Raw genomic sequence first — 26,619 nt, 5'->3', positions numbered from 1 at the left:
TGGGAAGCGGGACCTTGTTTCGTGCAAGGAGCCGACCTATTCTAGGCTCCGTCGCGAAAAACAACTGCCTGACCACTGTCACCTTCGTCAGGCAGTCGAGTACACGTCAACTGTGCACAGCACGGTTCGGCCAGCGTCTCCGAGAGCAACCGTCTGACGATGCGTCAGACTGATGGCAACCGTCATTCCGACGGATGCATTGGAGCGCTAAAAATGCGAAATCGTATTGCAATCATTGGCGCGGGCCTTGGTGGCCTCACGCTTGCCCGCGTTCTTCATGTCCATGGCGTTTCAGCCACGGTCTATGAAGCCGACGCCTCCTCTGCCTCGAGAGCGCAGGGGGGACTTCTCGGCATTCACGCATACAACGGTCAGCTCGCCCTCAAATCCGCAGGTCTGTTTGACTCGTTTCTTCAGCTCGTCCGTCCTGGCGAAGATGCAAAACGGATTGTCGACAAGGACTTCCATATCCTGTTCGACAGGCCGGGCAGCCACAGCGGCGAGCGTCCTGAAGTGGACCGGGGCGAACTTCGCAAGATGCTGATCGATTCGATCCCCGCCGATATGATCCATTGGAACCATAAGGTCACGTCCGTGGCAGCTACCGAGGATAATGGCCATGAGATCACCTTCATGGACGGCTCAAAGGTGACCTGCGACCTTATCATTGGGGCCGATGGCGCGTGGTCGAAGGTCCGTCCACTGCTTTCTGATTCAAAGCCGGCCTACACAGGAACGTGTTTCGTCGAGACATTCCTTTTCGATGGCGACACGCGCCACAAGGCAAGCGCAGAGGCGATCGGCAGCGGCACGCTGATGGCCGTTGCGCCCGGCAAAGGTATCCTGGCGCATCGCAATGCCGACGGAAGTCTTCATGTCTACGTCGCCTTGAACAAACCGGAAGACTGGATCGCTTCGATCGATTTCAGTGACGCTGAAGCTGGGCTGGCTCGTATCGCCGGGCAATTCGAAGGATGGGCCTCGCAGCTGACTGCCCTGATCACGGACTGCGAAGCCGATCCAGTGCTTCGACCGATCCATGCGCTCCCGGTGGGACATCGCTGGAGCCGGGTGCCAGGCGCAACTTTACTCGGCGATGCCGCGCATCTGATGTCCCCATTCTCCGGTGAAGGCGCCAACCTTGCCATGCTTGATGGTGCGGAGCTTGCCCGGGCGCTCCTTGCCTATCCTGATGACGTCGAATCGGCGCTCAGTGTCTACGAAAAGAGACTCTTCCCACGAAGCGGCAAGGTGGCCCAGGAAGCGGCGCAGAATCTCGAGCGGTTCTTTGACAACACTGCCCCGCAGAGCGTGGTCGATCTGTTCAGCGCCATCCAGACATCGGCGAATACGCCGCTGCGGTCATGGCAATCGAGCCAGGCATGACGCGCTGAATTCCCCGACCCAGGGCGGCGGCCCGCAAGGTCTGCGCTCCGTGGGCGTGCTGAAACGGGCTTGACGCAATGGGCTTGACTTAGGAAATGATCATATCCTAATCATGCGCGATGACAGACTTTGAAAAAGAGCGGCTCAATGCCCGACCCGGACGACCGAGGGAATTCGAGATCGATCAGGTGCTTGACGACGCGATCGTCCTATTCAGTCGGCAAGGATACAGCGCCAGCTCGGTCGCCGATCTTTCCGAGGCCCTCAAACTGACCGCCGGCAGCATCTACAAGGCGTTCAAGGATAAACGAGGGCTTTTCCACGCAGCGCTTGGCCGCTATGTCGAGCGGAGCAATGCACGGATGTTGGCGGCCCTCCGGGATGCTCCCGATGGCCGCGCGCGGGTACGCTGCATGTTGTCTGAATATGCCAGGCTCAGCCAAGGCGAGACGGGACGTACTGGCTGTCTGGTTGTCGCGAGCGGAATCGAGTTCGGGGCCTCTGACCCGGAACTCGCGGGTCACATCGGGCGCCTGCTCAACGCACGCGAGCAGCAACTCCGCTGCTTCATCGACGAGGGCCGGACGGACGGGTCGATCGCCAAGCAGGTCGACAGTGAGTCGGTTGCACGCGCGCTGCTGTGCGTGGCTCAGGGCATCCGGGTTCTCGGAAAGACCGGACAGAACTCCATAGCCGGTGTGGTCGATCAGGCGATGCGGCTTCTCGATTGATTTGCCAAATTTGGAAATGATCATTCTCTATTTGAGGAAGCTTTCATGACTCATGCATTCAAATCTCGCGAGGCGCCACACCGCCAGAGCGCGTCCTGGCACAGTCTTGCCCACGGCACGGTGATCGCCAACGGCCTGCATTTTCACTATGTCGAAGGAGGTCAAGGGAGACCTGTCCTCCTTATTCCAGGCTGGCCGCAGAGCTGGTACGCCTGGCGGCATGTGATGCCCTTTCTCGTTGCCGCAGGGCGGCGCGTGATTGCCATCGATCCGCGCGGCACGGGTCAGTCGGATCGGCCGGCGCACGGGTATGATCTCATGACAGCCGCCGCAGATGTTCACGCGATCGCAGAAGCGCTCGGTCTGCTTTCGGATGGGCCGATCGACGTAGCGGGGCACGACGTGGGGACCTGGATCGCGTATGCCTACGGTTTGACGAGCCGAGGATGTGTGCCGCTCACAGGCCGCTCGGCCGTCTGATCTCGCGTGAGCAGGTGAAACTTGTGCGAGTCACTGGCCAGCAGGGTCCGCGATCCGTGACGCAAACGATCCGCTCCCAGCATTCGAGCCGTCCACCAGAAACTTCGCCAGATGGGAAGAGGTTGTTCACTCACCTTGCGAGCTTTGCGCCGGCTAGCAGATCTTCGATAATCGAAGCCCGAAACTTGCCCGTCTCCGGCGTTCCGTCGATGTTCATCAGGACAGCCACTGCGTGGCTTTTGTCCCTGCTCAAGGCCACCATGTTGGAAGCGCCATTATCGCTCCCGGTATGACCAATGACCTTCTGGTTCCTGATTTCCTCCTCTGTCCAGCCAAGCCCTTGATAAGAGTAAATCTTGCGATCGACCTGACGGCGCAGCATTTCGGCAACCGATCGCGGGGACAAGATCTCTCTCGCGCCGGTTTCTCCGCCGAGCATGGCACGCAGCATTGTTGCAAGATTGTTTGCCGAACAGCGCAGCATGCCTGCCGGTACGTCCGGATAGCCTTCCTGTGGCAATTCGACATACGTGCCTTTCTCAAATCTGTACGGCTTGGCGAGCACGTCCGGCGCGAATTCCTTCAGGTACCACTGCGCGTCTCTAATGCCGAGCGGGGCAAATATGTTTGTCTCCACGTAAGAGGAGAAGCTCTGTTTGCTGACACATTCAACGACATAGCCTGCCAGCGCGACTGCAACATTTGAATAGTCCCATTTCCTTCCCGGCTTGAACTTTGAAAAGGACCTGTCCGGCGAATAGGTCTCCCCGCCCTTCAAAAGATAATCTCGCAGGAAGTTGGAGAGGCTTTCGGTGGGATCTCCCACCTGGGAGTAATCGCCATAACCCGCATCCGAAATGCTGGATGTATGCGTGAGGAGATGACGAGGGTTGATCGCTGCCCTCCGATGGTGGGGATTTCGCACGGGAAAATCGATGTAGCTGTTGATGTCGCGGTCCAGATCGAGGCCGCGGCGACTGAACAGCTGAACTAACGCCGAAGCAGTAAACAGCTTGCTGACCGAGGCCAGATGCATAGGGGTGTCGGCTGCAAGCTCACGATTTTGTTTGATGTCAGCAAAGCCAAAGCCCGCCGAATAGCGCTTCGACGAGTCCTTTCCGATGATCGCAACAGCAGATCCCGATACATTCGCGGCTTTCATGCGCGTCGGAACGCTCGCTTCGAACGCGCGGCGCCAGGTTTCAAACGACTGATCTTCTCCGGCTTGAAGAGTCAAAGCTCCCTGAGGAATGAACAGCCCGGCCAATCCGAGCTTGAGCAATGAGCGGCGAGTCGACATGAAGGTTGTTCTCCTCTGTGCGATGGGTGGGCCGCCGAACGAACTTGAGATTGGCCCAGAAGCGCGAAAAGGTGGTGCCTTGCGTAGCAGTAGCAGACGACATTGGAAGTGCAGGTGCACCGAGGCTAAGCCCTTGGCGTAGGCGTTTGCCAAGGGCGCTAGTCTGGCCGCAGCTTCGCTCCATCCTTGCGGTTGATGGCCCTCAATGGCAGCCAGATTTCAATGGCTGTGCCGTCTTCCGGTCCGGAACGGGCCAGGACATCGCCCCCGTGGGCTCGCGCGATACCGCGTACCACGGAAAGGCCTAATCCGGTGCCGCCTCCCGCTCGGCACGCATTATTGGCGCCGGTTCACTGATGCGCACGTCGTCTGCCTGTGGCAGGTCGAGTTCGGTCTGGTGGGTGGGGATTTTGAGCGCCAGCGACGCCATCATCCGGCAATATTCAGCCCAGAGGACATGCTGTTCGTAATCGTTGCACATGGAAGGCTCCGGACCTGGGCGACCTGTCTACAGTAAGGCAGTCGAGGCCCCGATGAAAAGCGGATGGGCGCTCAACGGAACGGATCCTGCTCAACGAGGATGTCTGCCTCCTTTGCGGCCTCGACGAAGGCCCTGCGAGCGTCGCGGGTTTCTTTCAGGCCCTCGAGCACGCCAAGGCAGGCTTTGCGAGCAGCGACATGTTTCTTGCCGGTCATCGCCGGCCATCGGTTCAGCAGGATGTCCGCTGCCTGGGCTACTCGCTCAACCGTATAGATCGTGTTCCTCGACCTGCCGAGGGCCACGCGTACAGGCTTTTCAAAGCGCTGGTCTTGCACGCAAACCTCCCAAACGCGAACGCAACTCAATTCATGATGAGATCTTAGGTTCCCGGTCTTTAGTGCTGTCCGAAGAACATGTGGGCTGTGCATCAGTTTGGAAATCCGTTCGCATCTAACCCCGTTATATGAAAAAATCCCGCATCGGCCGTGTTTGAGGGACGGCAAATGCCACTGCAACGGTACGGCGAAATATTCGAGCCCATTGATCTGGACTTGCTCCAGCGGGTGTTCGACCAACTGTGCATCGAGCGCCGTCTAGCCCAAAAAGACAAGGAACAGAGGGAAGACCTCGCCGCGGAGTCGTCAGCGTTTTCCAGAACGGGATCACGGACGAAGCGGATCTATTGGCGGTAGCGCTCTCCCGCTACCATCGCATTCATCTAACTGAATGATTTTATTATAGATTTTTGGGCAAAAAAAGCCAGGAAGGAGACACCTGGCAGGCTTGATTTCTGTCAACTGCTTGATGAGTTTCCCTTCGGGGGTTCAAAGCCCCACCGCTACCATATTCGAAACTGCTGCGGCCTTTGCGAGCCGCAGCCTGCCTTAAAGAAGATGCCATCGTAGGTATCAGCGCCAACGGCTAAGCCAAGATCTGGGACCGGCTTAGAGTGCCAAGTCCTTCCCCACGGCTATTTGTCGAAGAAAGACCGGTGGTATCATTTGTAGAATCCGGGTGTTGGCGGCTTTGTCAGCTACGTAGCGACGCCGCCTAGATAGGCGCTGATGACCGCTTCGTTGCTCGCAAGTTCACTGCCTGGTCCCTCAAGCACAATACGCCCGGCCTTGAGAACATAGCCGTAGTCGGCGAATTTCAAGGCGACTTTGCTGTTCTGCTCCACAAGCAGGATGGTGACGCCTTGGCGATTGAGGCGCTGGACGATGTTCATGACTTCCTTGATCAATTGCGGCGCCAGGCCCATTGACGGCTCATCGAGCAGGAGCACCTTGGGAGCGGCCATGAGGGCTCTGCCGATCGCCAGCATCTGCTGCTCTCCTCCAGAGAGGTTCCTTGCATCGCCATTCTTTCTGCGCGCCAGGATGGGAAAGAGTTCAAAAACGTGATCCAGCCGCCGCCGGCGCTCGGTGTCGTCGGCAAGCGTAAACGAGCCGAGGTCAAGGTTCTCCTTGATCGTCATGTCGCCGAAAATACGCCTGCCCTCCGGGACGTGGACGAGCCCGCGATGCGGCAGCCGATGGGCCGGGGCCTTGGTTATGTCCTCGCCCAGGAAGCGGACATTTCCAGAGGACGCCGCAATGAGGCCGGACAGCGTGCGCAGCACCGTGCTTTTGCCGGCGCCGTTCGCGCCAAGCAGGGCGACGATCTGACCGCGTTTGACCGAAAGGCTGACGCCATGAAGCGCTTCGATGGCGCCATAGCGGGCAACGATACGGTCCGCGCTGAGAACGATCTCGAAGTCCATCAATCCTCCGTGCCGAGATAGGCTTCGATGACCCTGGGGTCCGCGCGGACGGCCTCCGGCGCACCATCGGCGATCTTCTGACCGTAGTCGAACACGACAATCTTTTCCGACACTTGCATGACCAGCCCCATATCGTGTTCGATCAGCAGGACGGTGACGCCGGTTTCATCGCGAATACGGCGGATCAGATGTATGAGGTCCAGCTTCTCGCGCTCGTTCAGGCCGGCGGCAGGCTCGTCCAGCAGGATGAGCTCGGGCGCCGAGGCCAAGGCTCTTGCGAGTTCTAGCCGCCGTTGGTCGCCATAGGAAAGACCACCCGCACGGCGATGCGCATGCTGCTCGATGCCGACGAAACCGAGCCAGCGCATGCCGATCGCGCGGATCGCCTCCTCCTCGCGCCGCTGTGCCGGCAAATGCAGGATCGCCGACACAATCCCGTGGCGGCTGCGGCAGTGCTGGCCGGACATGGCGTTTTCAAGAACGCTCATCTCCTTGAACAGCCGGATGTTCTGAAAGGTACGGGCGAGCCCGAGCGCGGTGATGCGATGCGGCGGCAAACCGGTAATTGGCCGGCCGCTCAGGCTGATCGAGCCGCCCTTCGGCTTGTAGAAGCCGGTCAGGCAATTGAAGAGCGACGTCTTGCCGGCGCCGTTCGGCCCGATGAGACTGTTGATGGCACCTTTCTCAACCGAGAACGAAATATCATGAAGGACTTTCAGTCCCCCAAAACTGAGGCGCAGATCGCGGACTTCCAGCAAGGCCATGGTCAAACCCGCTTGTCCGGCCACAGCCCGTTAGGTCTGAAGAGCATGATTGCCAGCAGCGCAACCGCGGTCACCAGTGGACGATAGGTGCCCGCCCCGCGCAGTACCTCCGGAAGCAGAGCCACGAGAATGGCGCCCAGGACGACGCCGGGAATGCGGCCCATGCCACCCAGAACGACGCCAAGCAGGATGAGAAGCGATTGATTGAAGGTGAAACTCTCCGGCGAGATGGCCGTCATCTTGGCGGCATAGAGGCAGCCGGCGACGGAAGCGATCACCGCGCCCATCATATAGGCCTGCAGCTTGGCCGTGACACGGTTGATGCCGATGCCGGCGGCGGCGTCCTCATCATAGCGAACGTAGAACCAGGCTCGTCCCATTCGTGACCGCTCGACGCTTAGGCAGACGAAGGCGGTGAGCAGCGCCAGCACCAGGAACGCATAATAGAAGTGCTGCACCTGCATCAGCCTGAAGCCGAAGATCTCCGGCCGCTCGATGCCGATGAGACCACTCGCGCCACCGGTGATGTCGAGGTTGCGGGCGATGATGCGGACGATCTCGCCGAAGCCCAGCGTCACAATCGCCAGATAGTCGCTGCGTAGCCTCAAGGTCGGCGCACCAATAATGATGCCGGCCACGCAGGCCGCCGCCATGGCGACCGGGATGGTGAGCCAGAAATTGAACCCGAATTCCGCGGTCAGGATGCCTGACGTGTAGGCGCCAACCGCAAAGAAGGCGGCGTAGCCGAGGTCGAGCAGGCCGGCATAGCCGACGACAATGTTGAGGCCGAGACACAGCACGACATAGAGCAGCGCCGTGGTCGCCACCTCCGTCACGTAGGCGTTGGCAAACTGCGGCAACACCAGCGCGAGGGCGAGTGCCGCCAGGCCGGGCAGCACGACGGACCAGCGCATCAATTGCGGTTGCCCGGCGGCCGGCATGGTTCTCACTTCGTCGATCATCATACCCGCTCCACGACAGAGCGGCCAAGAAGGCCCGTCGGCTTGAACACAAGGAACAGGATCAGGGTCCCGAAAACGAAGACGTCACGCCACTCCGATCCGACGAAGGGCAAGGACGAGCCGAAAGCCTCGAGCAGGCCGAGCAGCAAGCCGCCAAGCATGGCGCCCGGCACGCTGCCGATCCCGCCGATGACCGCGGCGGTAAAGGCCTTCAGCCCCATGATGAAGCCCATGAAGAAATGGACACTGCCATAGTAGGCGCCGGCCATGACCCCGCCGCCGGCGGCAAGCGCGGAACCCATGAAGAAGGTCAATGCGATTACCCGGTCGACATCGATGCCCATCAGGCGGCTCGCCCCCATGTCGATGGACACGGCGCGCATCGCCTTGCCATACATGGTGCGTGAGACGAAGGCCTGCATCCCGGCCATAAGAGCAATGGAGGCGGCCACCAGCACCATCTGCGTGTAGGTGATGTGAACGGTGGAAATGTCGATGCCGGCAAAACCGAGATCCGTGTTGAATGCGTAGTGCCGCCCGCCGGTCAGGGCGAGTGCCGTGCCGTTCAACACCATCGACGCACCGAGCGCTGTGATGAGGATGGATAGGCGCGGCGCATTGCGCATCGGCCGATAGGCGAAACGTTCGATGACGACGCCGAGCAAGCCGACGACCAGCATCGACACCAGCAGGGCGCAGACCACGCCCAGCCAGCCATTACCGACCCAGATACCGACGAAGGAAAACACGATGAGGCCGACGAAGGCGCCATTCATGTAGATGTCGCCATGGGCGAAATTCAGGAGCTTGATGACGCCGAAGACCATGCTGTAGCCGAGCGCGATCAGGGCATAGAACGAGCCGACGATAAGACCGTTCACCAGTTGCTGAATAAGCAGGTCGAGCGTCATTGATGCTCCTGGGGCAGAATTGAAAAAGTCTCGTCTGGGCGCAGCGTCGGCGCGCCAGACAATCGGCGATGACGCCGAGGCCGCCACAAGGGCCGCCCCGGCATCAATCCGGTTAGCCTTTATTCGACAGCCACCCACTTGCCGCCTTTGGCGATCACCGGGCGGAAGTTCGAGGTCTGGAGGGTGTTCTTGTCGGTGAACTTGATTTCGCCGGCAAGGCCTTTGAGGTCGCTCGCCTTGAGGGCCTCGATGATCGCCTTTTGATCCGCCGACTTGGCCCGCGTGATGGCATCGGCGATTAGGTCGCCCACATCATACGAGAGAGCTGCATAAGCACCGGCGTCACGACCATAGGTTTCCTTGTACTTGGCTTTGAAGTCGGCGGCACCGGACAAGAGGTCGACGGTCGGCGGAGACAACAGATACACGCCCTCACCGGCCGACCCGGCGATTTCCAGATACTCCGGCGAATTGTTGCCGTCGCCCAGCACGATGCCGCCCTGGAAACCGGCCTGCCGAAGCTGCTTGGTGAGCAGTGCGCCGCCGGCATGGTAGGCGGTCCAGAAGACAGCGTCGGCGCCGCTTGCTTTGATCTTGGTGACGACCGCCGAATAGTCCTGCTCGCCGGCCGTGGTGGTCTCCTTGGCGGCAATTTCGCCGCCTTCGCCCTTGAAGGCTTCGGCGGTCAGCTTGGCCAGGTCGGATGAATAGGCATCGCCTTCGTCCACGACCGCGATCTTCTTGTAGCCGTTCTTCTTGAAGAGCTCCACCGCTGTAGTCGCCTGCATGTCGCCGGTCGAATTGGCGAGGAAGGCATTACCCTGATTGGCGGCGACCAGCTTGGTCGAGTTCGCTCCGATGATGACGAACGGAATGCCGGCGTCGCCGTAGATCTTCAATGTCGGCAAGACGGCACCCGAACAGTAGCCGCCAACGATGGCGGTCACGCCTTCCGAGACAAGCTTGCTGCCTGCGGTCACCGCCTGCTGCGGATCGCAGGCGTCGTCAGCGGTCGTGGTGATGATCTTGTCGCCGTTGACGCCACCTTTGGCGTTGACGGCGTCGATCGCCATCTTCACGGCGTTCTCCATATCCTGCCCTTCACTGGCCAGTTGGCCAGTCATGGGAGCCACGATGCCGATCTTTATATCGGCAGCCGCGGCCATCGTGGTCATAGCCAGCCCGGCAAGGGCGGTCGCACAAGCCAGCCTCTTGGCAAGCCTCTTGAAGGAAACAACCATTAATTCTCTCCATTTCCCCTGTTGGCGCATCCAGGCGGCGTGCCCGAAATGCATTGTTTCGCCCCTCGGTTAGTTGCGGAGCGGTTTTGTTGAGCAAGATCGCCAGCCGGCCATGCGATTTCTCACCGGCAGGCTCCTGATCCGCCGATCAGTGACTGCCGCTGGAAGCCCGGGCATAGGCTCCCTGATAGCGGTTCTCCTGGATGCTCTGCATGATCTCGGCCTCGCGGGCTTCCTGCGCCCGGACGGCGGCCAGCAAGGCCGCGGCACCGTCCATTGGAAATGCCACGACGCCATCTTCGTCCCCGACGACGATGTCGCCTGGACCGACGACCATGCCGCCTATGCAGACCGGAACATTTATGGCTCCCGGACCATCCTTGTAAGGTCCGAGATGGATGGCCGACCGCGCGAAGCATGGGAACGGATTGCGGCCGATGGCACCGGCATCGCGAATGGCGCCGTCGATGACAATGCCTGCGGCGCCGCGCGAAGCCGCGACACTTGTCATGATCTCGCCGACCAGCGCGCGCCCCTCATAGCCACCGCCGTCGACGACAATGACGTCGCCTGGCTGCAACAGATCGAGCGCACGATGGATGAACTGGTTGTCCCCGGGACGAGTCCTGACCGTCAGCGCTCTCCCCGCCATGACGCCGCTCACCCGATGAAACGGCCGCAACCCGACAGCGCCGGGGACACGAGCGAGATTGTCGCTGATCAACGGCGTCGCAAGAGCGCGGAACGCGTCGATCAGTTCGCTTTCCTGTGATCCATCCGCCATCGCCTGCACTCCTCCTCGTCGGCACCTATTATGAATATAGTATCCAATCACACTTAATTCGGTGGAGTCAACCGACCTTGCAATGGTCGGCAGAAAAAAGCCAAATTGACCGGGAATAGGCGCAAGGATGGCCATAACGGCCCAACCGCTCCTCCCATTCGGACTTGCAATGGCGTCAAAGTTCAAGATAGATTGGATAACATATCCATAAATGTCATGATTGTGAAAAGGGATTGGGTTGTGAAGCACGCAGGAAAAGTCGTGATCGTCACCGGGGCGGCACAAGGCCTGGGCCTTGCCTGCGCCGAGCGCTTTCATGCCGATGGCGCCAAGGTGGTGCTTGTCGACGTGCAGGCCGATCGCGGACGCGAGCATGCCGAACGTCTTGGCGAGCGTGCCGCATGGCTATCGGCGGATCTCTCCGAATGCACCCAGGAGATGGCAGCCGATGTTGTTGCCAAGGCCGCGGAGCGATTCGGCGGTGTCGACGTCCTCATCAACAATGCCGGCATCATCCATCTGGACGATTTCGTTGACTTCCCCGAGGAAGCCTTCGACCTGGTTCAGCGCGTCAATCTCAAGGCGCCGTTCCTTCTCGGGCAGGCCGCGGCAAGGGCCATGATCGCGCAGGGACGCGGCGGCTCGATCATCAACATGTCGTCGATCAACGCCATCCTGGCCATTCCCAATTCCGTGGCCTATGCCGTGTCCAAGGGTGGCATCAAGCAGTTGACGGCGGTGATGGCCGTCGGATTGATTCCGCATAACATTCGCGTCAACGCCATCGGCCCCGGCACCATCCTGACCGACATGGTCAAGAGCTCGGTCATGGCCAGCGAAGCGCAGCGCCAGACCATCCTGTCGCGCACGCCGAGCGGCCGCTGTGGCGAACCTTCCGAGATCGCCAGCGTCGCATCCTTCCTGGCCAGCGCCGACGCCTCCTACATTGTCGGCCAGACCATCTATCCGGATGGCGGCCGCCTGATCCTGAATTATACGGTGCCGGTGAAGGACTGACCGCCAATGGTTGTCGGTACGCCCCACATCAGTCTTGCGGGATCGGCCGCGCTGCTGCTCGACGGGGCGCAGGGGGCTTTCGATGATGCCACCCAGGAACTGGTCTGGGCGGTAGCGAATGCCGCGCTGAGCCTCGAAGGGGTGCGCGAGACCGTTCCCGGCATGAACAACCTGCTGGTGGTGTTTGACCCGCTCGCCACGGACGCCCACAGTGTCGGCGATCAGCTGATGTCGCTCTGGACCAGCACCGATGCCCATGCGGTGACCGGCACGCATCATACTATTCCCGTCAGCTATGGCGGCTCGCGCGGCGAGGACCTCGCCGGCTGGGCTGCGCATTGCGGCCTGTCTGTCGACGAGACCGTCAGGCGCCACGCGGCAGCCGCCTACACCGTCGCCGCCATCGGCGCCATGCCGGGCTTTCCCTATCTGTCCGGTCTCGATCCACTGCTTGCCTGGGCAAGGCGCAGCACGCCTCGCCTGAAGGTCGCTGAGGGCGCCGTCATAATCGGCGGTGCGCAGGCGGGCGTCATGCCGATGACTGCGCCGTCCGGATGGCACATGATCGGCCATACCGAAGTGAAGCTGTTCAAGGCCGAAGCGGAATTGCCCGTGCTGCTCAGGCCTGGAGACAAGATCCGATTCGAAATCGCAGGGATCGAGGCATGATCGAGATCCTCACCACCGGCTTGCCGAACACGGTCCAGGATCTCGGCCGGCCCGGTCATCTGGCGCTGGGGGTCAGCCATGGTGGCGCCATGGACAAGCAGGCGCTTGCAATCGCCAATCTCATGCTGGGCAATGATCCCTCGGCTGCCGGGATCGAGGTCGCGCTTCATCCGTTCCGGCTGCGCACGCATGTCGACACCGCGGTCGCTGTCACCGGCGCGGATTGCGCCGTCAGCGTCGGTAATCGGCCCTGCCCGCCCTGGTGGGCCATGACGATCCGCGCCGGTGAGACGCTTGTCCTCGAAGCACCGCGCACCGGTGCTCGTTCCTATATCGCCGTTGCCGGGGGGCTCGATCTACCCCTCGTCATGGGGTCGCGCGCGACGGATGCGAAGGGTGGCTTCGGCGGGCTCGGCGGGCGCGGCCTGTCGCGCGGCGACCGGCTTGCGCTCAACCCGGCGCAATGCCGGCTTCCCGCAGGCGGCATCGGCGCAGCGCTGGAAGAGCGACGCGGCGCGGTGGACGGCTTTGCCTCGGCAATCGAGTTGCGAGTTCTGCCGGCCGCCGAGTTCGACGCCTTCACCCCTGAGGCCCAGGCAGCCTTCACCGGAAGCGAATGGAGCATCACCAACGACGCCAACCGGATGGGATATCGCCTTTCCGGAGAGACGCTCTCGCTCGTGTCACCGATGGAATTGCTGTCGCACGGCATCGTACCCGGCACTGTCCAGGTGCCACCGTCCGGCCAGCCGATCATCCAGCTTGCCGATGCCAACACTTGCGGCGGCTATCCGAAGATCGCTACGGTGATCGAAGCCGACCTGTGGCGGCTCGCACAAGCGCCTGTCGGCGCGCGTCTGCGTTTCTCAGCGGTCTCGATCGAAGCGTCGACGGAAGCGCTTCGCACGAACTGGCAGCGACGCCGCGACTTTATCGCCGCCCGCAACCTCATGGCCGGCGAGCAGAGGAGCCCATGAAAATTCGCCCCTTCACCATCGAGATCGCCCAGTCTGAAATCGATGATTTGAACAAGCGCATCTCGAACTGGCGCGAGCCGGACCAATTGCAGGCAATAGGCTGGGCGCAGGGAACAGAGCACGAGGACCTGCGCCGGCTTATGCAGCACTGGCGCACCGGCTTCGACTGGCGCAAGCAGGAAGCCGCCTGGAACGCCCATCCGCACTACCAGACGGATATCGGCGGCCAAACCATCCATTTCATCCATGCGCGCGCCGCTGTTGCGACCGGCAGAACGATCATACTCACCCATGGCTGGCCAGGCAGCGTCTTCGAATTTCATGAGTTGATCCCGCTTCTGACAGACCCGCTTTCGCATGGCGAAAGGCAGGAGGACGCCTTCAACGTCGTGGTCCCTTCGATTCCCGGCTATGGCTTTTCGAGCCGGCCGACCAGGCCTGGTCTCAACCTGTTCACCGTCGCCGACCTCTGGGCTGAGTTGATGAGCCGTCTCGGCTACAAACGCTATCTCGCACAAGGTGGCGATCTCGGCGCCAGCGTGTCGACATGTCTGGCGCATGCGCATCCAGACAGTCTCGCCGGGGTGCATCTCAATTTCATCCCCGGCTCATTCTCACCGCCTCACGATGCAGGCCCAGACGGTGACTTGACGTCGGAAGAGCGCGCCTTCCTGGAACGGAAAGCCGGATGGGCGGATATTCATGGCGCCTATGCTCATATTCAAGCGACGCGCCCGCAAACGCTTGCCTATGGGCTGACGGATTCACCGGTCGGACTGGCAGCCTGGATGATCGAAAAGTTCCGCGACTGGAGTGATTGCGGTGGCGATCTGGGCAATGCTGCTTTTTCGCGCGACGACATGCTCGCCAACATCTCGCTTTACTGGTTCACCCGGACCGTCGCTTCGTCGATGCGCCTCTATTGGGAAACGCGCGCCCGCCCGCTTGCATTCGCGTCGGGCACGGCGATCCACGTTCCACTTGCGGTGGCGTTGTTTCCAAAAGAGCTGCCGATGCCGCCGAGGAGCTGGGTCGGGCGCGTCTTCAAGGACATCCGCCAGTGGACAGCGATGCCGCGCGGTGGTCATTTCGCGGCCCTCGAGCAGCCCGCTTTGCTTGCACAGGATCTAAGAGCCTTTGCCGGTGGTCTGGCTTTTTGAAGCAAGCGTTTGCACGCACCCAAACCCGAAGGCCAGAAATGACCAACACCACGATCACCATCGATGCCCTGCATGAGCGCGTCGATGCAATTTTCCGCAAGGCCGGACTGAACCCCATCCAGGCCAGCGCCATCACAAGGGTCATCGTTGCGGCGGAACGCGATGCCTGCAAGTCACATGGTGTCTACCGCGTCGAAGGCGCCCTGCGGACTATCAAGGCGGGTAAGGTAAACCCGAACGCGGAGCCCGAATTGTTGCCGCAAGATGCTCCCGCCATCATCAAAGTGGATGCGAAGGGCGGCTTCGCCAACCCGGCCTTCGAACTGGGTCTGCCGGTGCTGGTCGAGCGGGCACGTTCGTGCGGCATTGCCGCGCTTGCGATCAACGATGCCGTCCATTTTTCCGCCCTTTGGGTGGAAGTCGAAGCCTTGTCGCAGGCAGGCCTTGCCGGCCTGGCCATGTGTCCGAGCTACGCCACGGTCGCCCCGACCGGCGGCAACGGACCGTTGCTGGGCACCAATCCTTTTGCCTTTGGCTGGCCGCGCGAAGAACAGCCGCCTTATGTTTTCGACTTCGCGACCTCGGTTGCCGCGCGAGGTGAGATCGAGCTCCACCGCCGGACAGGCAAGTCGCTGCCGGAAGGCTGGGCCATGGATTCGGACGGCAGGCCAACGACCGACCCCGAAGCTGCCCTGTCGGGCGCTATGCTTCCCTTCGGCGGGCACAAGGGTTCCGCCATCGCGACGATGATCGAGTTGCTCGCCGGGATCATGATCGGCGACCTGACCAGCCCCGAGGCGCTCCATCTGCTCGGCACCACGACGCTTTATCCGTCCCACGGAGAACTGATCATCGCTTTCTCGCCACATGCTTTTTCCTCGAGCCGCTCCGGCAATCCGTTGGACCGTGCCGAAGCCCTGTTCGAGGCGATCCTTGGCCAGGGTGCACGGCTGCCCTCACAGCGGCGGTTCATTGCCCGAGCAGCATCGGAGAGTGGCGGCATCAGCCTCTCGGTCCAGGAGATCGAACAGCTCGACCGTTTTCTCGTGAGAGGACTCGGCGGCGTATGAAGTGAAGCTATGGTCATAAAGGGGAATGGAGAAAAATGCGCTGGTCAAGAACGTTCACGGTCGTCGGCTGCCATGCCGAGGGCGAAGTCGGCAATGTGATCACCGGCGGCGTCATGGACGTGCCCGGCAAGAACATGTTCGAAAAGAAGGAGTATCTGCAAGAGCATATGGATGACATACGCGGGCTCGTTCTCTTCGAGCCGCGCGGCGCGCCCTACGTCAACGCCAACATCATCCTGCCGCCCTGCGATCGCTCGGCCGACCTCGGCTATGTGATCCTCGAAAGCACTGAATACCCGCCCATGTCGGGCTCCAACACCATCTGCGTCGCCACCGTGGCGCTGGAAACGGGCATGGTGCCTATGAAGGAACCCGAGACGCGGCTGCGCATGGAGGCACCCGCAGGCATCATCGAGGTGCGCTGCCGCTGTGAGAACGGCAAGGTGAAGCAGGTGGAGTTCACCAATGTGCCGGCTTTCGCAGTCCACCTCGACACGCCAGTCGAAGTCGAGGGGCTTGGCACGATCACCGTCGACACCTCCTATGGCGGCATGACTTTCGCCCATGTCAATGCGCGCGCACTAGGGTTCGCTGTCAAACCCGACGAGGCACACCAGATGTCGCTGATCGGCCAACGCGTCAAGAAAGCCGTCAACGAGCAGCTCGTTGTCGTGCATCCGGAGAACCCGAAGATCCGCGACGTGTCCAACGTGATTTTCGAAGGTCCGATCGAGCGCGTCGACGGGCGCGTGGAAAGCATCAACGGCACGGTGTGCCTGCATGGCAGGCTCGACCGCTCGCCGACAGGCACCGGCACCACCGGGCGGCTGGCAGTGATGTCGGCAAAGGGCCAGATCGCCAAAGGCGAGCTGTTCCGCAACAGGTCGATCATCGGGACCCATTTCGATTCCCGCGTGATCGCCAATGCGCACGTCGGCGACCGCGACGCGGTCGTGGTCACCATCGCTGGACAGGCCTGGATCACCAGCATCGGCCAATATGGCCTCGACCCGACCGACCCTTATCCACGCGGCCATCGCCTCAGCGACGTCTGGTTCTGAAACGGACGCGGCCGTGCCCTCGGCGCAGCCACGTAACCCGTTCGGCCGCGCTCAGGCAGCGAACGCTCTGACCCTGACACCGTTCGCTTCCAGCCGTCTCCTGACATGCGCGGCGATGGCGACGGCCGCCGGCGTGTCGCTGTGGACGCAGATCGAATCGATCGGCGTCTGCAGCAACTGCCCGGAAAGCGTCTCGATCGCGCCTTGCTTGACCATCCGCACGACCCGTTCAGCAGCCTTCTCGGCATCGTGGATGACAGCGCCCTCCAGCTTGCGCGATACAAGAAACCCTGCCTCCGTATAGGCGCGGTCGGCGAAGATTTCGGACCTGACCGCCAGGCCAGCGTCACGCGCGATCCTGTCCTGGAAGCCGAGCGCAATGGCCAGGCAGATCAGGCCGGGATCGACGGCCTTGACCGCGCGCGTCACCGCTTCGGCGACGCCACGATCGGTCTGGGTAAGATTGCCCAGCGCGCCATGCGCCTTGACGTAGCGGATCGGGTGGCCGGCATAGGCGGAGAGCGCCTGTGCCGCGCCGATCTGGTAGGCGACCAGCCTTTCGATCTCATCCATGGAATGCGGGATGACGCGGCGTCCGAACCCCCACAGATCGGCGAAGCTCGGATGCGCGCCAACGGCGACGCCCTTGTCGCGCGCCATCGAGAACGTGGCCGCCATGATCTCGGGGTCACCGGCATGAAAGCCGCAGGCCACATTGGCGGAGCTGACGATGTCGAGGATAGCCGCATCGTCGCCGAGCCTGTAGGCTCCAAAGCCCTCGCCCATGTCGGAATTGATATCGACCTGCAATCCTTCGGCCGCCACGGCGCTTTCCTCAGTGGTTCGAACCATCGCCTTTGCCTTCACACCAGTTCGTAGAGCGGCGTGCCGTAACCGACGACCGCTCCGTCCTTGATCAGTGCCGCGCCCAGCACGCCGTCTGCCGGCGCGAGCACGGCCTTCAGGCATGGGCCGACCTGCAGGACGCCGACCGTCTCGCCCTTGCGGACCGTCTGGCCAGCTCCGGCAACAGGGTGGCCGGTCGTTGGATGATCAATACGGAACACGCCGACTCCGGGCGCACGCACGCCCTTGAAGACCGTTTCGGGCACCGGCGCTTCGGCCGCAGCCGCAGGTGTTTCGGCAACAACGGCCTGCATATGCAGCCGCAGCGAAAAGCCGGCCTCCGACACTTCGATCTCGCCTATGCCGGCGCTTGCGCACCAGGCGGTCAGCCTTTCGATCTCCTCAATCGTCATCGCCGCCTCGTCCCTGGAGCAGACCGCCTTCAATGAGATGTTCGAGATGATGGATATCGAAGCCTCCGGCGGCGAAGCCGGGCTCCTCCATCAGGATACCGTGCAGCGGCGCATTGGTGGCGATGCCGACTGCCTCCATCTCGCCCAGCGCCCCGCGCATGCGCCCGATAGCCTCGGCCCGCGTCGCGCCGTGCGCCAGGAGCTTCGCCACCAGCGAATCGTAGTGCGGCGGCACGGTGTAGCCTGAGTAGAGATGCGATTCGACGCGGATACCGGGACCGCTGGGCGGCGTCCAGCGCTCGACCCGGCCCGGATGCGGCCGAAAGCTGTATGGATCTTCAGCGTTGATGCGGCATTCCACGGCGTGGCCCTGAATGCGGATGTCTTCCTGGCTGAACGACAGCGGCTCGCCCCGGGCGATGCGGATCTGTTCGCGCACGATATCAATACCGGTGACGAGCTCGGTGACGGGATGCTCCACCTGCACGCGGGTGTTCATCTCGATGAAAGAGAAGCGCCCGTCCTCGTAGAGGAATTCGAACGTGCCGGCACCTGTATAGCCGATGGTCAGACATGCGCGGGCACAGAGGTCGCCGATTTCGCCAATCGCCTCGCGGGCGATGCCGGGCGCCGGCGCCTCCTCGATGATCTTCTGGTGGCGGCGCTGCATGGAGCAATCCCGCTCGCCGAGCCAGACAGCCCTACCGTGCTTGTCCGCCAGAATCTGGATCTCGATATGGCGCGGCTGCTCGAGGAATTTTTCCAGATAGACTTGCGGGTTGCCGAAGGCCCGGTCCGCCTCTTTCACCGCCATGGAAACGGCTTCCATCAGAGCCTGCTCATCGCGAACGATACGCATGCCGCGCCCGCCCCCGCCACCCGCTGCCTTGACGATGACCGGATAGCCGATGGCCTCAGCAATGGCGCGCACCTCTTGCTCATCCTGCGGCAGCGCGCCCTCCGAGCCCGCAACGCAGGGAACGCCGGCGGCTATCATCGTGCGCTTGGCGGAGACCTTGTCTCCCATGGTGCGGATCGCCGTCGCGGATGGCCCGACGAAGATGAGGCCGGCGTTTTCGACAGCCTCGGCGAAGGCGGCGTTCTCCGAAAGGAAACCATAGCCCGGATGGATCGCGCCCGCGCCGGTGAGTTGCGCAGCCGCGATGATCTCGGCGATGTTGAGATAGCTCTCCGTCGCGGCAGCCGGTCCGATGCAGATGGCCTTGTCCGCCAGTGCGACATGGCGAAGGCTTGCATCGGCCTCCGAGTGCGCCGCCACCGTTTTCAATCCGAGATCGCGGCAGGCGCGCAGGATGCGCAGCGCGATTTCACCGCGGTTGGCGATAAGGACGGTATCGAACATCGCCCTCAGCCCTCATCTTCCAGCACGAACAGCACGTCGCCGGACTGCACCGCTGCATGGTCGTTGAACGCGATCTGGACGATCCGCCCAGCGCGATCGGATTCCACGACATTGAACGTCTTCATGGCTTCGAGGACGCCGATTTTCTGCCCCTCCGCGACCACATCGCCAACGGCAACCAGCGGCGGTTCGCCTTCGGTGCCGGAGCAGTAGAACACGCCCGTCAGCGGCGCGCGGATCGAATGGCGTGCGATGGGCAGAGATGTCGACGTCTGATCTGGGGAACGGACCGTTACGTCAGGTCCAGGCTGCACCTGCGACGCGGATTGCGCCGACGCCGTAGGCCTGAACATGCGGACGCGAACGCCGTCGCGCTCGATCTCCAGTTCGGCAATGGGCGAGCGCGAGACAAATTCGATCAGCTTCTGGACGAACACGAGATCCATCGCCGGCCCTACCGCAGCGCTTCGACGGCCTCGGCGATGCGCCCGATCGCTTTTTCGATCAGGTCCATCGACGTGGCTATGGAAATGCGGAAATGCGGAGACAGGCCGTAGGCAGAGCCCTGCACCACCGCGACTCGCGCCTGATCGAGTAGGTAGAGCGAGAAGTCGTCGTCGCTGCCGATGGGAGTGCCGTCGGGGCGGCGACGGCCGATCAGGCCCGAGCAGTTGGGATAGAGATAGAAGGCGCCCTCGGGCGTCTGGCAGGTGAGGCCTGGAATCTTGCGCAGCAGTTCCAGAGCGCGGTCGCGCCGAGCCTGGAATTCGAGCGCCCGAGGGCGAAGAAAGTCTTGGGGACCTTCCAGAGCGGCAATGGTCGCGGCCTGCGAGATGGATGACGGGTTCGACGTGCTTTGGCTCTGCACGGTCGCCATGGCGCGGATCAGCGCTTCCGGCCCGCCGGCATAGCCGATCCGCCAGCCGGTCATGGCATAGGCCTTCGATACCCCGTTCACTGTGAGCGTACGGTCCTTCAGCCGCGGCTCGACCCCGGCGATGGTATGGAAGGTACGTCCATCGAACAGGATATGCTCGTAGATGTCATCGGTCAGCATGTGGACGTGGCGCTGGTCGAGCAGCACTTCGGCCAGGCCAGCGAGTTCGTCGCGGCTGTAGACGGCGCCTGTCGGGTTGGAAGGCGTGTTGAGCAGAAGCCACTTGGTGCGCCCGGTGATCGCAGCTCGCAGGGCTTGCGGCGTCAATTTGAAGCCCTGCGCCTCCGTGCAGGGAACGACCACGGGCTTTCCTTCGCCGAGCAGGACGATATCGGTGTAGGAAACCCAATAGGGCGCTGGGACAACCACCTCGTCACCCGGGGCCAGCGTTGCCAGCAGGGCGTTGTAGATGATCTGCTTGGCGCCCCCCGCGACGCTGATTTGCAAAGGCTTGTAGTCGAGGCCGTTCTCGCGCCTGAATTTTTCGGCCACCGCCTTCTTCAGCGCGGTGGTGCCGTCGACCGCCGTATAGCGCGTCTCGCCCCTGCGCATCGCTTCGTAGGCCGCCTCGACGATGTGCGGAGGCGTGGGAAAATCCGGTTCGCCGGCGCTCAGGCTGATAACGTCGATGCCGGCCGAGCGCATTTCGATTGCCCGCGCGGTGACCGCCATGCTGGGACTTGGCTTGATGACGTCGAGACGGGGAGCGATGAGGCCCACGGAACAATCCTCGGCATGTAAGATATTTCTACAGATTGGATAATGTATTCCGATTTTCGCGTCAAACCCCTTTTTCTGCGTCGAAGACCGGGATATGTCTTATTCTGGAGGTGGGTCGATAGAGGAAAGTATCCAATGCTTGGTCGCCACGGATGATATTCGAGATAGGGAACACGATTGGAATGGGCACAAACTATGATGTGGTGATCGTTGGCGGAGGCGTTGTCGGCAGCTCGATCGCCTACTTCCTGTCAGCCAACCCGGATTTCGACGGCAGGATCGCGGTGATCGAGCGGGACCCCTACTACACGGCCTCCTCGTCTTCCTTGTCGACGAGCGCCATCCGCCAGCAGTTCGGCACGGCGCCCAACATCGCGATGTCGAAGTTCAGCATCGACTTCCTGCGCCAGGTGAAGACGCGGCTAGCAATTGGCGACGAGTTGGCCGACATCGGCCTGCATGAGCCCGGTTATCTGGTGCTGGCGACGCCCGAGCGGGCCGACGCGCAGCGTGCCAAGAACCGCGTTCAGCGCAGCATGGGCGTCGACGCCGAACTGATTGAGCAGGTCGGTCTGGCGCAACGCTTCCCGTGGCTCAACACGGACGATCTCGCGCTTGGCTCGCTTGGCCTTGGCAGCGAAGGCTGGTTCGACGGTCCTGGCCTGATGCAGGCATTCCGTCGCAAGGCGCGCACACAGGGCGTGGACTATCTTGCCGCGACAGTGACCGGACTGACCATGGCATCTTCCGGCAAGGTGGGTGAAGTGCTGCTGGACAATGGCGACCGGCTTGCCGCCGGCACGGTAATCAACGCGGCCGGGCCATGGAGCGCGGGCATTGCCAGGATGGCCGGCGCCGAACTGCCGGTCGTCCCGAGCAAGCGCTGCGTCTTCGTCTTCGAAACGCCGGCAAGGATCGAAAACTGCCCCTTCATCTTCGACACAAGCGGCCTCTGGCTGCGGCCGGAAGGTCAGCTCTTCCTGTGCGGTGTTCCGCCGGTGCGCGAGAACGAGCCGGATGATTTTGGCCTGGATGTGGACTACGACCTGTTCGACGAGTTGATCTGGCCGGCGCTGGCCCATCGTGTGCCCGGCTTCGAGCAATTGCGCATGCTGCGCGCCTGGGCAGGACTCTACGAGTACAACACCTTCGACCACAGCGGCATCATCGGCCGGCATCCTGAGGTCTCGAACTTCATCCTGGCCACCGGCTTCAGCGGCCACGGCATGATGCATGCGGCGGCGACCGGGTCGGGCGTCAGCGACCTCATTGCCTACGGCGAGTACCGCTCCATCGACCTTTCGGCCTTCCGCTACGAACGGATCGCCAGCAATAAGCCTATCGAGGAACATGTCTACTGAAGCGAAACGGGCGACATGGCATCGCAGTGACAACGGTGCTATGCGTCCACTTCTTCAATCAAAACGGCGCCAGTCGACAAACAAGGCGGCCGCCCCAGGCTGATTCATGCTCGTACAGAAGAAAACCATCTCGACCCAGGTCGCCGATGCCATCAGGCAGAAGATCCTGATCGGCGAATACGAGGCCAACTTCCAGCTGCGGCAGGAACATCTGGCCACCGAGTTCGGCGTCAGCCGAATTCCGGTGCGAGAGGCGCTGCATCAGCTTCATTCGGAAGGCTTCGTCACGCTGGTTTCCCACAAGGGCGCCGTCGTCACCTCCATTTCCCTGGACGAGATCCTCGAGCTCTACGAATTGCGGGCCCGGATCGAAACATGGCTACTGGCCCTGGCCATTCCAAGGATGACGGAGGCCGACCTCGCGCTGGCCCGCGAGCGCGCAAAACAGCATCAGGAGCAGGGCAAGACCGGCGAGTACTCGAACCAGCTCAACTGGAATTTCCACGCCGCGCTCTACCAGCCGTCCGGCCGCAAGGCGACGATCGAACTGGTGGGGCGCATCTACCAGCAGCTGGAACGCTACACACGCATGATGGTGACGCTAACCGAGATCCAGGCCCAGTCCGACCGCGACCACTGGCAACTCATCGACCTGTGCGAAGCCAAGGATACGCTGCGCGCCGTCGGCCTGTTGGAAATGCATATCATCACCAGCGGCAAATTCCTGGTCGACCGGCTTCAGGAATTGCGGGGAAGCTGACGGACCCGTCGTTCCTGGGCCTCATCGACCTCCCCAATCCTTTGCGTTGGTGGATCATTTGCCGGGCAGATTGGTCGCCCGCGTCAGCAGGATCACGCCTGCCTTTTCGGCTGTGTCGTAGTAGGTGAAGCCAGTGCGATTTTCCCGGCGCCCGCGCATCAGCACGGAAAGCCCGTCGGTTTTCGCCTTGGCTTCGGCTGCATCCGCATCGCGGACTTCAAAGCCGATATGGAATACGCCTTCACCCTTGGTATCGAGATGAATCCGCTGCGGTGAAGGATCACCGTTCGGCTGGCACAGCTGCAGTTGAACGTTCGGCAGGTTACAAATCCGGTATTGCATGGCCCTGAAACCCTTCGGACTTGGGACCTCAAGTTCTTCGTACTCGGCCAGCGGCGGATAGGATTCCCATGGCCCAATGCCGATGGAGTCGTAATAGGCCTGCGCCTTGTCGATATCGTGCACGACGATGCAGAGATGATGCAGCTTGTCGAAGTTACCCATATCCTCTCACTCCTTGATCGGGACCGTATAGTTCAGAACGCGGCGCCCCCCGTCGGGGTAGATCGTCTCGCCGGTGATGTAGGAAGCGTCGTCGCTGGCCAGGAACGCCACGACCGAGGCGATCTCGGCTGCAGTGCCGAGGCGCCCGAGCGGTGTGCGCGAAAGAACCGCCCGTCGCATTTCTTCCGAATCGATGAATGTCCCGTCCATGACCATGTCCGTGGCGATGGTGCCCGGGCCGACACCGACCACGCGGATGCCGTGGGGAGCGAAGGCAACAGCCGCGGTACTGGTGACCTGGTTCATGCCGCCCTTGGAGATCGCGTAGGTGGCGACGCGTGGATTGGCGAGGCCTGAATTGATCGACGACATGTTGATGATGACACCGGCTCCACCCTGCGCGATCATCTGGCGGGCTGCGGCCTGGGTGCCCAAGAACGCGCCCTTCAGATTGACGGCGAGAACCCTGTCGTAGTCCGCCTCTGTAACGTCGAGAAAGTCCTGGACCGGAGCGATGCCGGCATTGTTGACCATGATGTCCACACGTCCGAACTTCGCCACCGCCGCCGCAACCAGCCCATCGACCTGCTCCTTCTTGCTGACATCCGTAACGACCGCCAGGACGCTGTCGGGGGTGCCGATTTCCGCGGCACATTTTCTCAGTTCCGGCGCATCGATGTCGCCGAGCACGAGCTTCGCGCCTTCGGCAAGAAAGCGTTCCGCGCAAGCGCGTCCGATGCCGCGCGCCGCGCCTGTGACAACCGCCACCTTTTCTGCCTGTCTCATGTCCAATCCTTCGATCATTTGTAAGTCGGCCACCCTCTCAGGGAGCGAGGGGCCGCGCCTGGCTACGGATAGGCATAATTCTCCCAACGAAGCCTAGCCTAGCGGATAACGAAGGGATTGGCGGCCTTGCCGGCGGTGTCTATCCACACCGTCTTGGTCTGCAGATAGGAATTGATGGCCTCCTGCCCACTTTCACGCCCGATACCGCTCCTCTTGTAGCCGCCGAAGGGCGCCATGTAGGAGACGGCCCGGTATGAATTGATCCAGACCATCCCCGCTTCCATCACGGCCGCGCCGCGCAGCGCCCGGCCCATGTCGCTGGTCCATATCCCGGCCGCCAGCCCATAGGGGCTGTCATTGGCAATGGCGAAGGCCTCGTCCTCGTCGTCAAAGGGGATGACGGACAGGATCGGCCCGAACACCTCCTCACGCGCGATCCGCATGGTGTTGTTCACGCCGGTGAAGATGGTCGGCTCGACGAACCAGCCCTCGGCCAGTTCACTGGACGCAGGCTTGCCGCCACCGAGCACGCATAGCGCGCCCTCGCGGCGTGCTATGCCGAGATAGGACAGCACCTTCTCGCGCTGGGCTTGCGTGGTGATCGGCCCCACCTGCGTCTCGGCCAGCGCCGGATTGCCCAATCGAGCACTGGCCGCCAGCGTTATGACGCCCTCCACGAACCGGTCATGGATCTTGCGATGCACCAGCAGGCGCGAACCCGCGATGCAGGTCTGGCCGCTGGCCGCGAAAATGCCTGAGATCGCGCCGTTGACCGCGCTCTCGATATCGGCGTCGTCAAAGACGATGTTGGCCGATTTGCCGCCAAGCTCCAGCGTGACGGTCTTGAGCTGTTCGGCAGCCGCTCGATAGACTGCGATCCCGCCGGGCTCACCCCCGGTGAAGGCTATCTTGGCGACATCGGGGTGGGCAACGAGAGGCACGCCGACATCGAGCGGCATGCCGGTAACGGTGTTGACCACGCCTGGCGGGAACCCAGCCTGCGCAAACAGTTTCACGAACTCCAGCGTCGAGGCCGACGCGTGTTCCGACGGTTTGATGACGACGGTGTTGCCGGCCGCCAGCAGCGGCGCTAGCTTCCAGGTCAGAAGCAAAAGCGGCGAATTCCAGGGCACGATGGCTGCAATGACGCCCAGCGGCTCGTGGCGGGTGAAGGCGAACATGCCAGCCTTGTCGATCGGCAGCACCGCCCCTTCGATCTTGTCGGCAAGACCGCCGAAATAGCGGAACCATTCCGGGATATAGCGCAGCTGCGCCGTCATTTCGGTGAGCAGCTTGCCATTGTCGCGCGTCTCGATGGCGGCAATACGCTCCGCGTTGTCGGCGATCAGGTCGGCCATCCGCACGAGCAGCTTGCCACGCGCAGTGGCGGTGATGCCGGCCCATTCCTTCGACCGGAATGCCGCCTTGGCGGACGCCACGGCAGCGTCCACCTGGGCTGCTCCCCCGCGCGGGATCAGCGCCCAGGGCCTGCCGGTGAACGGATCATGGCTCTCGAATGTATCGGCTGTCGATTGCAGCCGACCGCCGACCGTGTTCTGGAAACTGACCAGCGCCATATCGGTCCTCAACAAGTGGCAAAGCCCAGATGGGCGCGAAAGCGGTTCTTGACCTCGACCGCGTCGCGCGGTGGCAGCGAGCGCGGCAGGTTCTCGGCGGTGATTTTCAGCACGAAAAGGCGTGGACCTTCGGCCGGGCGACGCAGCTCGTCACACAGCGTGTCAACCTCTTCCAGAGAACGCAACTCGGCGGTTTCCGAGAAACCGCAAGCGGCCGCGACCTTGTCGAAACCAATGCCCCGACCGGTATGGCTCGATTGCATGCCTGTCTCTCCGAAATGCTGGTTGTCGAGGATGATCAGGTCGAGATTTTTCGGCCGCGCCACCGAGATCGTCGCCAGCGAGCCGAACGCCATGAGCTGTTCGCCGTCACCGGTAATCACCATGACTCGCTTCTCAGGCTGGGCCTGGGCAAGCCCGAGGCCGATCAACGCAGCACCCCCCATGGCGCCCCACAGATAGTAGTTGTCGCTGCGGTCGCCGGCGGCATGCACGTCGTAGCTCGGCGAGCCGAGACCGGTCACGACCAGGGTGCCGGCGCGGGCGTCAAGCAGCTTCTTCACCGCGACTCTGCGGTCCATCGTCGGAAGATTCAT

Annotated in this window: 28 protein-coding genes and 2 pseudogenes; 11 read left to right on the top strand and 19 right to left on the bottom strand. The window is 62.1% G+C overall.

Annotated features, from left to right (window positions below; genetic code table 11):
* Positions 1-213: 213 nt before the first annotated feature.
* From MESCI_RS31105 to MESCI_RS31095, 3 genes and pseudogenes are all read left to right on the top strand, one after another.
* The gene (locus MESCI_RS31105; RefSeq protein ID WP_013525186.1) at positions 214-1,386 is read left to right on the top strand and encodes an FAD-dependent oxidoreductase; all 1,173 of its coding nucleotides are present in this window, start codon (positions 214-216) and stop codon (positions 1,384-1,386) included.
* A 119-nt stretch (positions 1,387-1,505) separates the two neighbouring features.
* Positions 1,506-2,117, top strand: coding sequence for a TetR/AcrR family transcriptional regulator (locus MESCI_RS31100; RefSeq protein WP_013525185.1), 612 nt, complete (start codon positions 1,506-1,508; stop codon positions 2,115-2,117).
* Positions 2,118-2,162: 45 nt separating this feature from the next.
* A pseudogene (locus MESCI_RS31095) lies at positions 2,163-2,546 on the top strand (alpha/beta fold hydrolase); the annotation flags it as partial.
* A 181-nt stretch (positions 2,547-2,727) separates the two neighbouring features.
* Here MESCI_RS31095 and MESCI_RS31090 read toward each other — a convergent pair.
* The 10 genes and pseudogenes from MESCI_RS31090 to MESCI_RS31045 all read right to left on the bottom strand — a co-directional run bounded on the left by MESCI_RS31090 (position 2,728) and on the right by MESCI_RS31045 (position 10,802).
* The gene (locus MESCI_RS31090) at positions 2,728-3,897 is read right to left on the bottom strand and encodes a serine hydrolase domain-containing protein (RefSeq protein WP_013525183.1); all 1,170 of its coding nucleotides are present in this window, start codon (positions 3,895-3,897) and stop codon (positions 2,728-2,730) included.
* A 158-nt stretch (positions 3,898-4,055) separates the two neighbouring features.
* Positions 4,056-4,193 (bottom strand): HAMP domain-containing histidine kinase, encoded by a 138-nt coding sequence (locus MESCI_RS31085; protein WP_164920098.1) that lies wholly within the window; start codon positions 4,191-4,193, stop codon positions 4,056-4,058.
* A gap of 32 nt (positions 4,194-4,225) precedes the next feature.
* Positions 4,226-4,378 (bottom strand): annotated as a pseudogene (locus MESCI_RS31080) (SOS response-associated peptidase); the annotation flags it as partial.
* A gap of 71 nt (positions 4,379-4,449) precedes the next feature.
* On the bottom strand, positions 4,450-4,713 hold the full coding sequence (locus MESCI_RS31075; protein ID WP_013525182.1) for a DUF982 domain-containing protein: 264 nt from the start codon (positions 4,711-4,713) through the stop codon (positions 4,450-4,452).
* Positions 4,714-5,411: 698 nt separating this feature from the next.
* Complete coding sequence (locus tag MESCI_RS31070; protein WP_013525180.1) at positions 5,412-6,140, bottom strand: ABC transporter ATP-binding protein; 729 nt, start codon at positions 6,138-6,140, stop codon at positions 5,412-5,414.
* Positions 6,140-6,904, bottom strand: coding sequence for an ABC transporter ATP-binding protein (locus tag MESCI_RS31065; protein ID WP_013525179.1), 765 nt, complete (start codon positions 6,902-6,904; stop codon positions 6,140-6,142). Before MESCI_RS31065 ends, MESCI_RS31070 begins: the two co-directional genes overlap by 1 nt.
* Positions 6,905-6,906: 2 nt before the next feature.
* Complete coding sequence (locus MESCI_RS31060; RefSeq protein ID WP_013525178.1) at positions 6,907-7,869, bottom strand: branched-chain amino acid ABC transporter permease; 963 nt, start codon at positions 7,867-7,869, stop codon at positions 6,907-6,909.
* On the bottom strand, positions 7,866-8,777 hold the full coding sequence (locus tag MESCI_RS31055) for a branched-chain amino acid ABC transporter permease (RefSeq protein WP_013525177.1): 912 nt from the start codon (positions 8,775-8,777) through the stop codon (positions 7,866-7,868). The genes MESCI_RS31060 and MESCI_RS31055 overlap by 4 nt, the downstream gene beginning before the upstream one ends.
* A gap of 119 nt (positions 8,778-8,896) precedes the next feature.
* Entirely contained in the window at positions 8,897-10,018 is a 1,122-nt protein-coding gene (locus MESCI_RS31050) for a branched-chain amino acid ABC transporter substrate-binding protein (protein WP_245268670.1), read from the bottom strand.
* A gap of 148 nt (positions 10,019-10,166) precedes the next feature.
* Positions 10,167-10,802, bottom strand: coding sequence for an RraA family protein (locus MESCI_RS31045; RefSeq protein WP_013525175.1), 636 nt, complete (start codon positions 10,800-10,802; stop codon positions 10,167-10,169).
* A gap of 240 nt (positions 10,803-11,042) precedes the next feature.
* Between MESCI_RS31045 and MESCI_RS31040 the strand changes: the two genes are divergently transcribed.
* From MESCI_RS31040 to MESCI_RS31015, 6 genes are read left to right on the top strand one after another with little or no spacing between them, the layout of a single operon-like run.
* Complete coding sequence (locus MESCI_RS31040; RefSeq protein WP_164920097.1) at positions 11,043-11,819, top strand: SDR family NAD(P)-dependent oxidoreductase; 777 nt, start codon at positions 11,043-11,045, stop codon at positions 11,817-11,819.
* A gap of 6 nt (positions 11,820-11,825) precedes the next feature.
* On the top strand, positions 11,826-12,488 hold the full coding sequence (pxpB, locus tag MESCI_RS31035; RefSeq protein WP_013525173.1) for a 5-oxoprolinase subunit PxpB: 663 nt from the start codon (positions 11,826-11,828) through the stop codon (positions 12,486-12,488).
* Entirely contained in the window at positions 12,485-13,465 is a 981-nt protein-coding gene (locus tag MESCI_RS31030) for a 5-oxoprolinase subunit C family protein (protein ID WP_013525172.1), read from the top strand. Before pxpB ends, MESCI_RS31030 begins: the two co-directional genes overlap by 4 nt.
* Positions 13,462-14,625, top strand: coding sequence for an epoxide hydrolase family protein (locus tag MESCI_RS31025; RefSeq protein ID WP_013525171.1), 1,164 nt, complete (start codon positions 13,462-13,464; stop codon positions 14,623-14,625). Before MESCI_RS31030 ends, MESCI_RS31025 begins: the two co-directional genes overlap by 4 nt.
* A gap of 38 nt (positions 14,626-14,663) precedes the next feature.
* Positions 14,664-15,695, top strand: a complete 1,032-nt coding sequence (locus MESCI_RS31020) for an Ldh family oxidoreductase (protein ID WP_013525170.1) — start codon at positions 14,664-14,666, stop codon at positions 15,693-15,695.
* A gap of 35 nt (positions 15,696-15,730) precedes the next feature.
* Positions 15,731-16,756 (top strand): proline racemase family protein, encoded by a 1,026-nt coding sequence (locus tag MESCI_RS31015; protein ID WP_013525169.1) that lies wholly within the window; start codon positions 15,731-15,733, stop codon positions 16,754-16,756.
* Between the two features lie 51 nt (positions 16,757-16,807).
* Here MESCI_RS31015 and MESCI_RS31010 read toward each other — a convergent pair whose 3' ends face one another.
* From MESCI_RS31010 to MESCI_RS30990, 5 genes are read right to left on the bottom strand one after another with little or no spacing between them, the layout of a single operon-like run.
* The gene (locus tag MESCI_RS31010; RefSeq protein ID WP_164920096.1) at positions 16,808-17,608 is read right to left on the bottom strand and encodes a LamB/YcsF family protein; all 801 of its coding nucleotides are present in this window, start codon (positions 17,606-17,608) and stop codon (positions 16,808-16,810) included.
* Between the two features lie 11 nt (positions 17,609-17,619).
* A complete protein-coding gene (locus tag MESCI_RS31005; RefSeq protein ID WP_013525167.1) occupies positions 17,620-18,015 on the bottom strand; it encodes a biotin attachment protein in 396 nt (131 codons plus the stop codon).
* A complete protein-coding gene (accC, locus tag MESCI_RS31000; RefSeq protein WP_013525166.1) occupies positions 18,005-19,378 on the bottom strand; it encodes an acetyl-CoA carboxylase biotin carboxylase subunit in 1,374 nt (457 codons plus the stop codon). The genes MESCI_RS31005 and accC overlap by 11 nt, the downstream gene beginning before the upstream one ends.
* A gap of 5 nt (positions 19,379-19,383) precedes the next feature.
* A complete protein-coding gene (locus MESCI_RS30995; RefSeq protein WP_013525165.1) occupies positions 19,384-19,824 on the bottom strand; it encodes an acetyl-CoA carboxylase biotin carboxyl carrier protein in 441 nt (146 codons plus the stop codon).
* A gap of 8 nt (positions 19,825-19,832) precedes the next feature.
* Positions 19,833-21,035: a pyridoxal phosphate-dependent aminotransferase gene (locus MESCI_RS30990; RefSeq protein ID WP_013525164.1), complete on the bottom strand. Its 1,203-nt coding sequence runs from the start codon at positions 21,033-21,035 to the stop codon at positions 19,833-19,835.
* A gap of 182 nt (positions 21,036-21,217) precedes the next feature.
* On the opposite strand from MESCI_RS30990, the gene MESCI_RS30985 reads away from it, so the two are divergent.
* The gene (locus MESCI_RS30985; RefSeq protein WP_013525163.1) at positions 21,218-22,396 is read left to right on the top strand and encodes an NAD(P)/FAD-dependent oxidoreductase; all 1,179 of its coding nucleotides are present in this window, start codon (positions 21,218-21,220) and stop codon (positions 22,394-22,396) included.
* Positions 22,397-22,502: 106 nt separating this feature from the next.
* Entirely contained in the window at positions 22,503-23,156 is a 654-nt protein-coding gene (locus MESCI_RS30980) for a GntR family transcriptional regulator (protein WP_013525162.1), read from the top strand.
* A 54-nt stretch (positions 23,157-23,210) separates the two neighbouring features.
* Here the strand turns inward: MESCI_RS30980 and MESCI_RS30975 are convergent, their stop codons facing one another.
* From MESCI_RS30975 to MESCI_RS30960, 4 genes are all read right to left on the bottom strand, one after another.
* Complete coding sequence (locus MESCI_RS30975; protein ID WP_013525161.1) at positions 23,211-23,660, bottom strand: VOC family protein; 450 nt, start codon at positions 23,658-23,660, stop codon at positions 23,211-23,213.
* Between the two features lie 6 nt (positions 23,661-23,666).
* Positions 23,667-24,446, bottom strand: coding sequence for an SDR family NAD(P)-dependent oxidoreductase (locus tag MESCI_RS30970; RefSeq protein ID WP_013525160.1), 780 nt, complete (start codon positions 24,444-24,446; stop codon positions 23,667-23,669).
* Between the two features lie 98 nt (positions 24,447-24,544).
* Positions 24,545-26,023 (bottom strand): aldehyde dehydrogenase, encoded by a 1,479-nt coding sequence (locus MESCI_RS30965; protein ID WP_013525159.1) that lies wholly within the window; start codon positions 26,021-26,023, stop codon positions 24,545-24,547.
* 8 nt (positions 26,024-26,031) lie between these two features.
* On the bottom strand, positions 26,032-26,619 hold the full coding sequence (locus tag MESCI_RS30960; RefSeq protein ID WP_013525158.1) for a thiamine pyrophosphate-dependent enzyme: 588 nt from the start codon (positions 26,617-26,619) through the stop codon (positions 26,032-26,034).

This window comes from Mesorhizobium ciceri biovar biserrulae WSM1271, from assembly GCF_000185905.1.
Taxonomy (GTDB): domain Bacteria; phylum Pseudomonadota; class Alphaproteobacteria; order Rhizobiales; family Rhizobiaceae; genus Mesorhizobium; species Mesorhizobium ciceri.
Note: the sequence above shows the minus strand (reverse complement) of the source record. Positions and strands in the feature narration are given on the sequence as shown.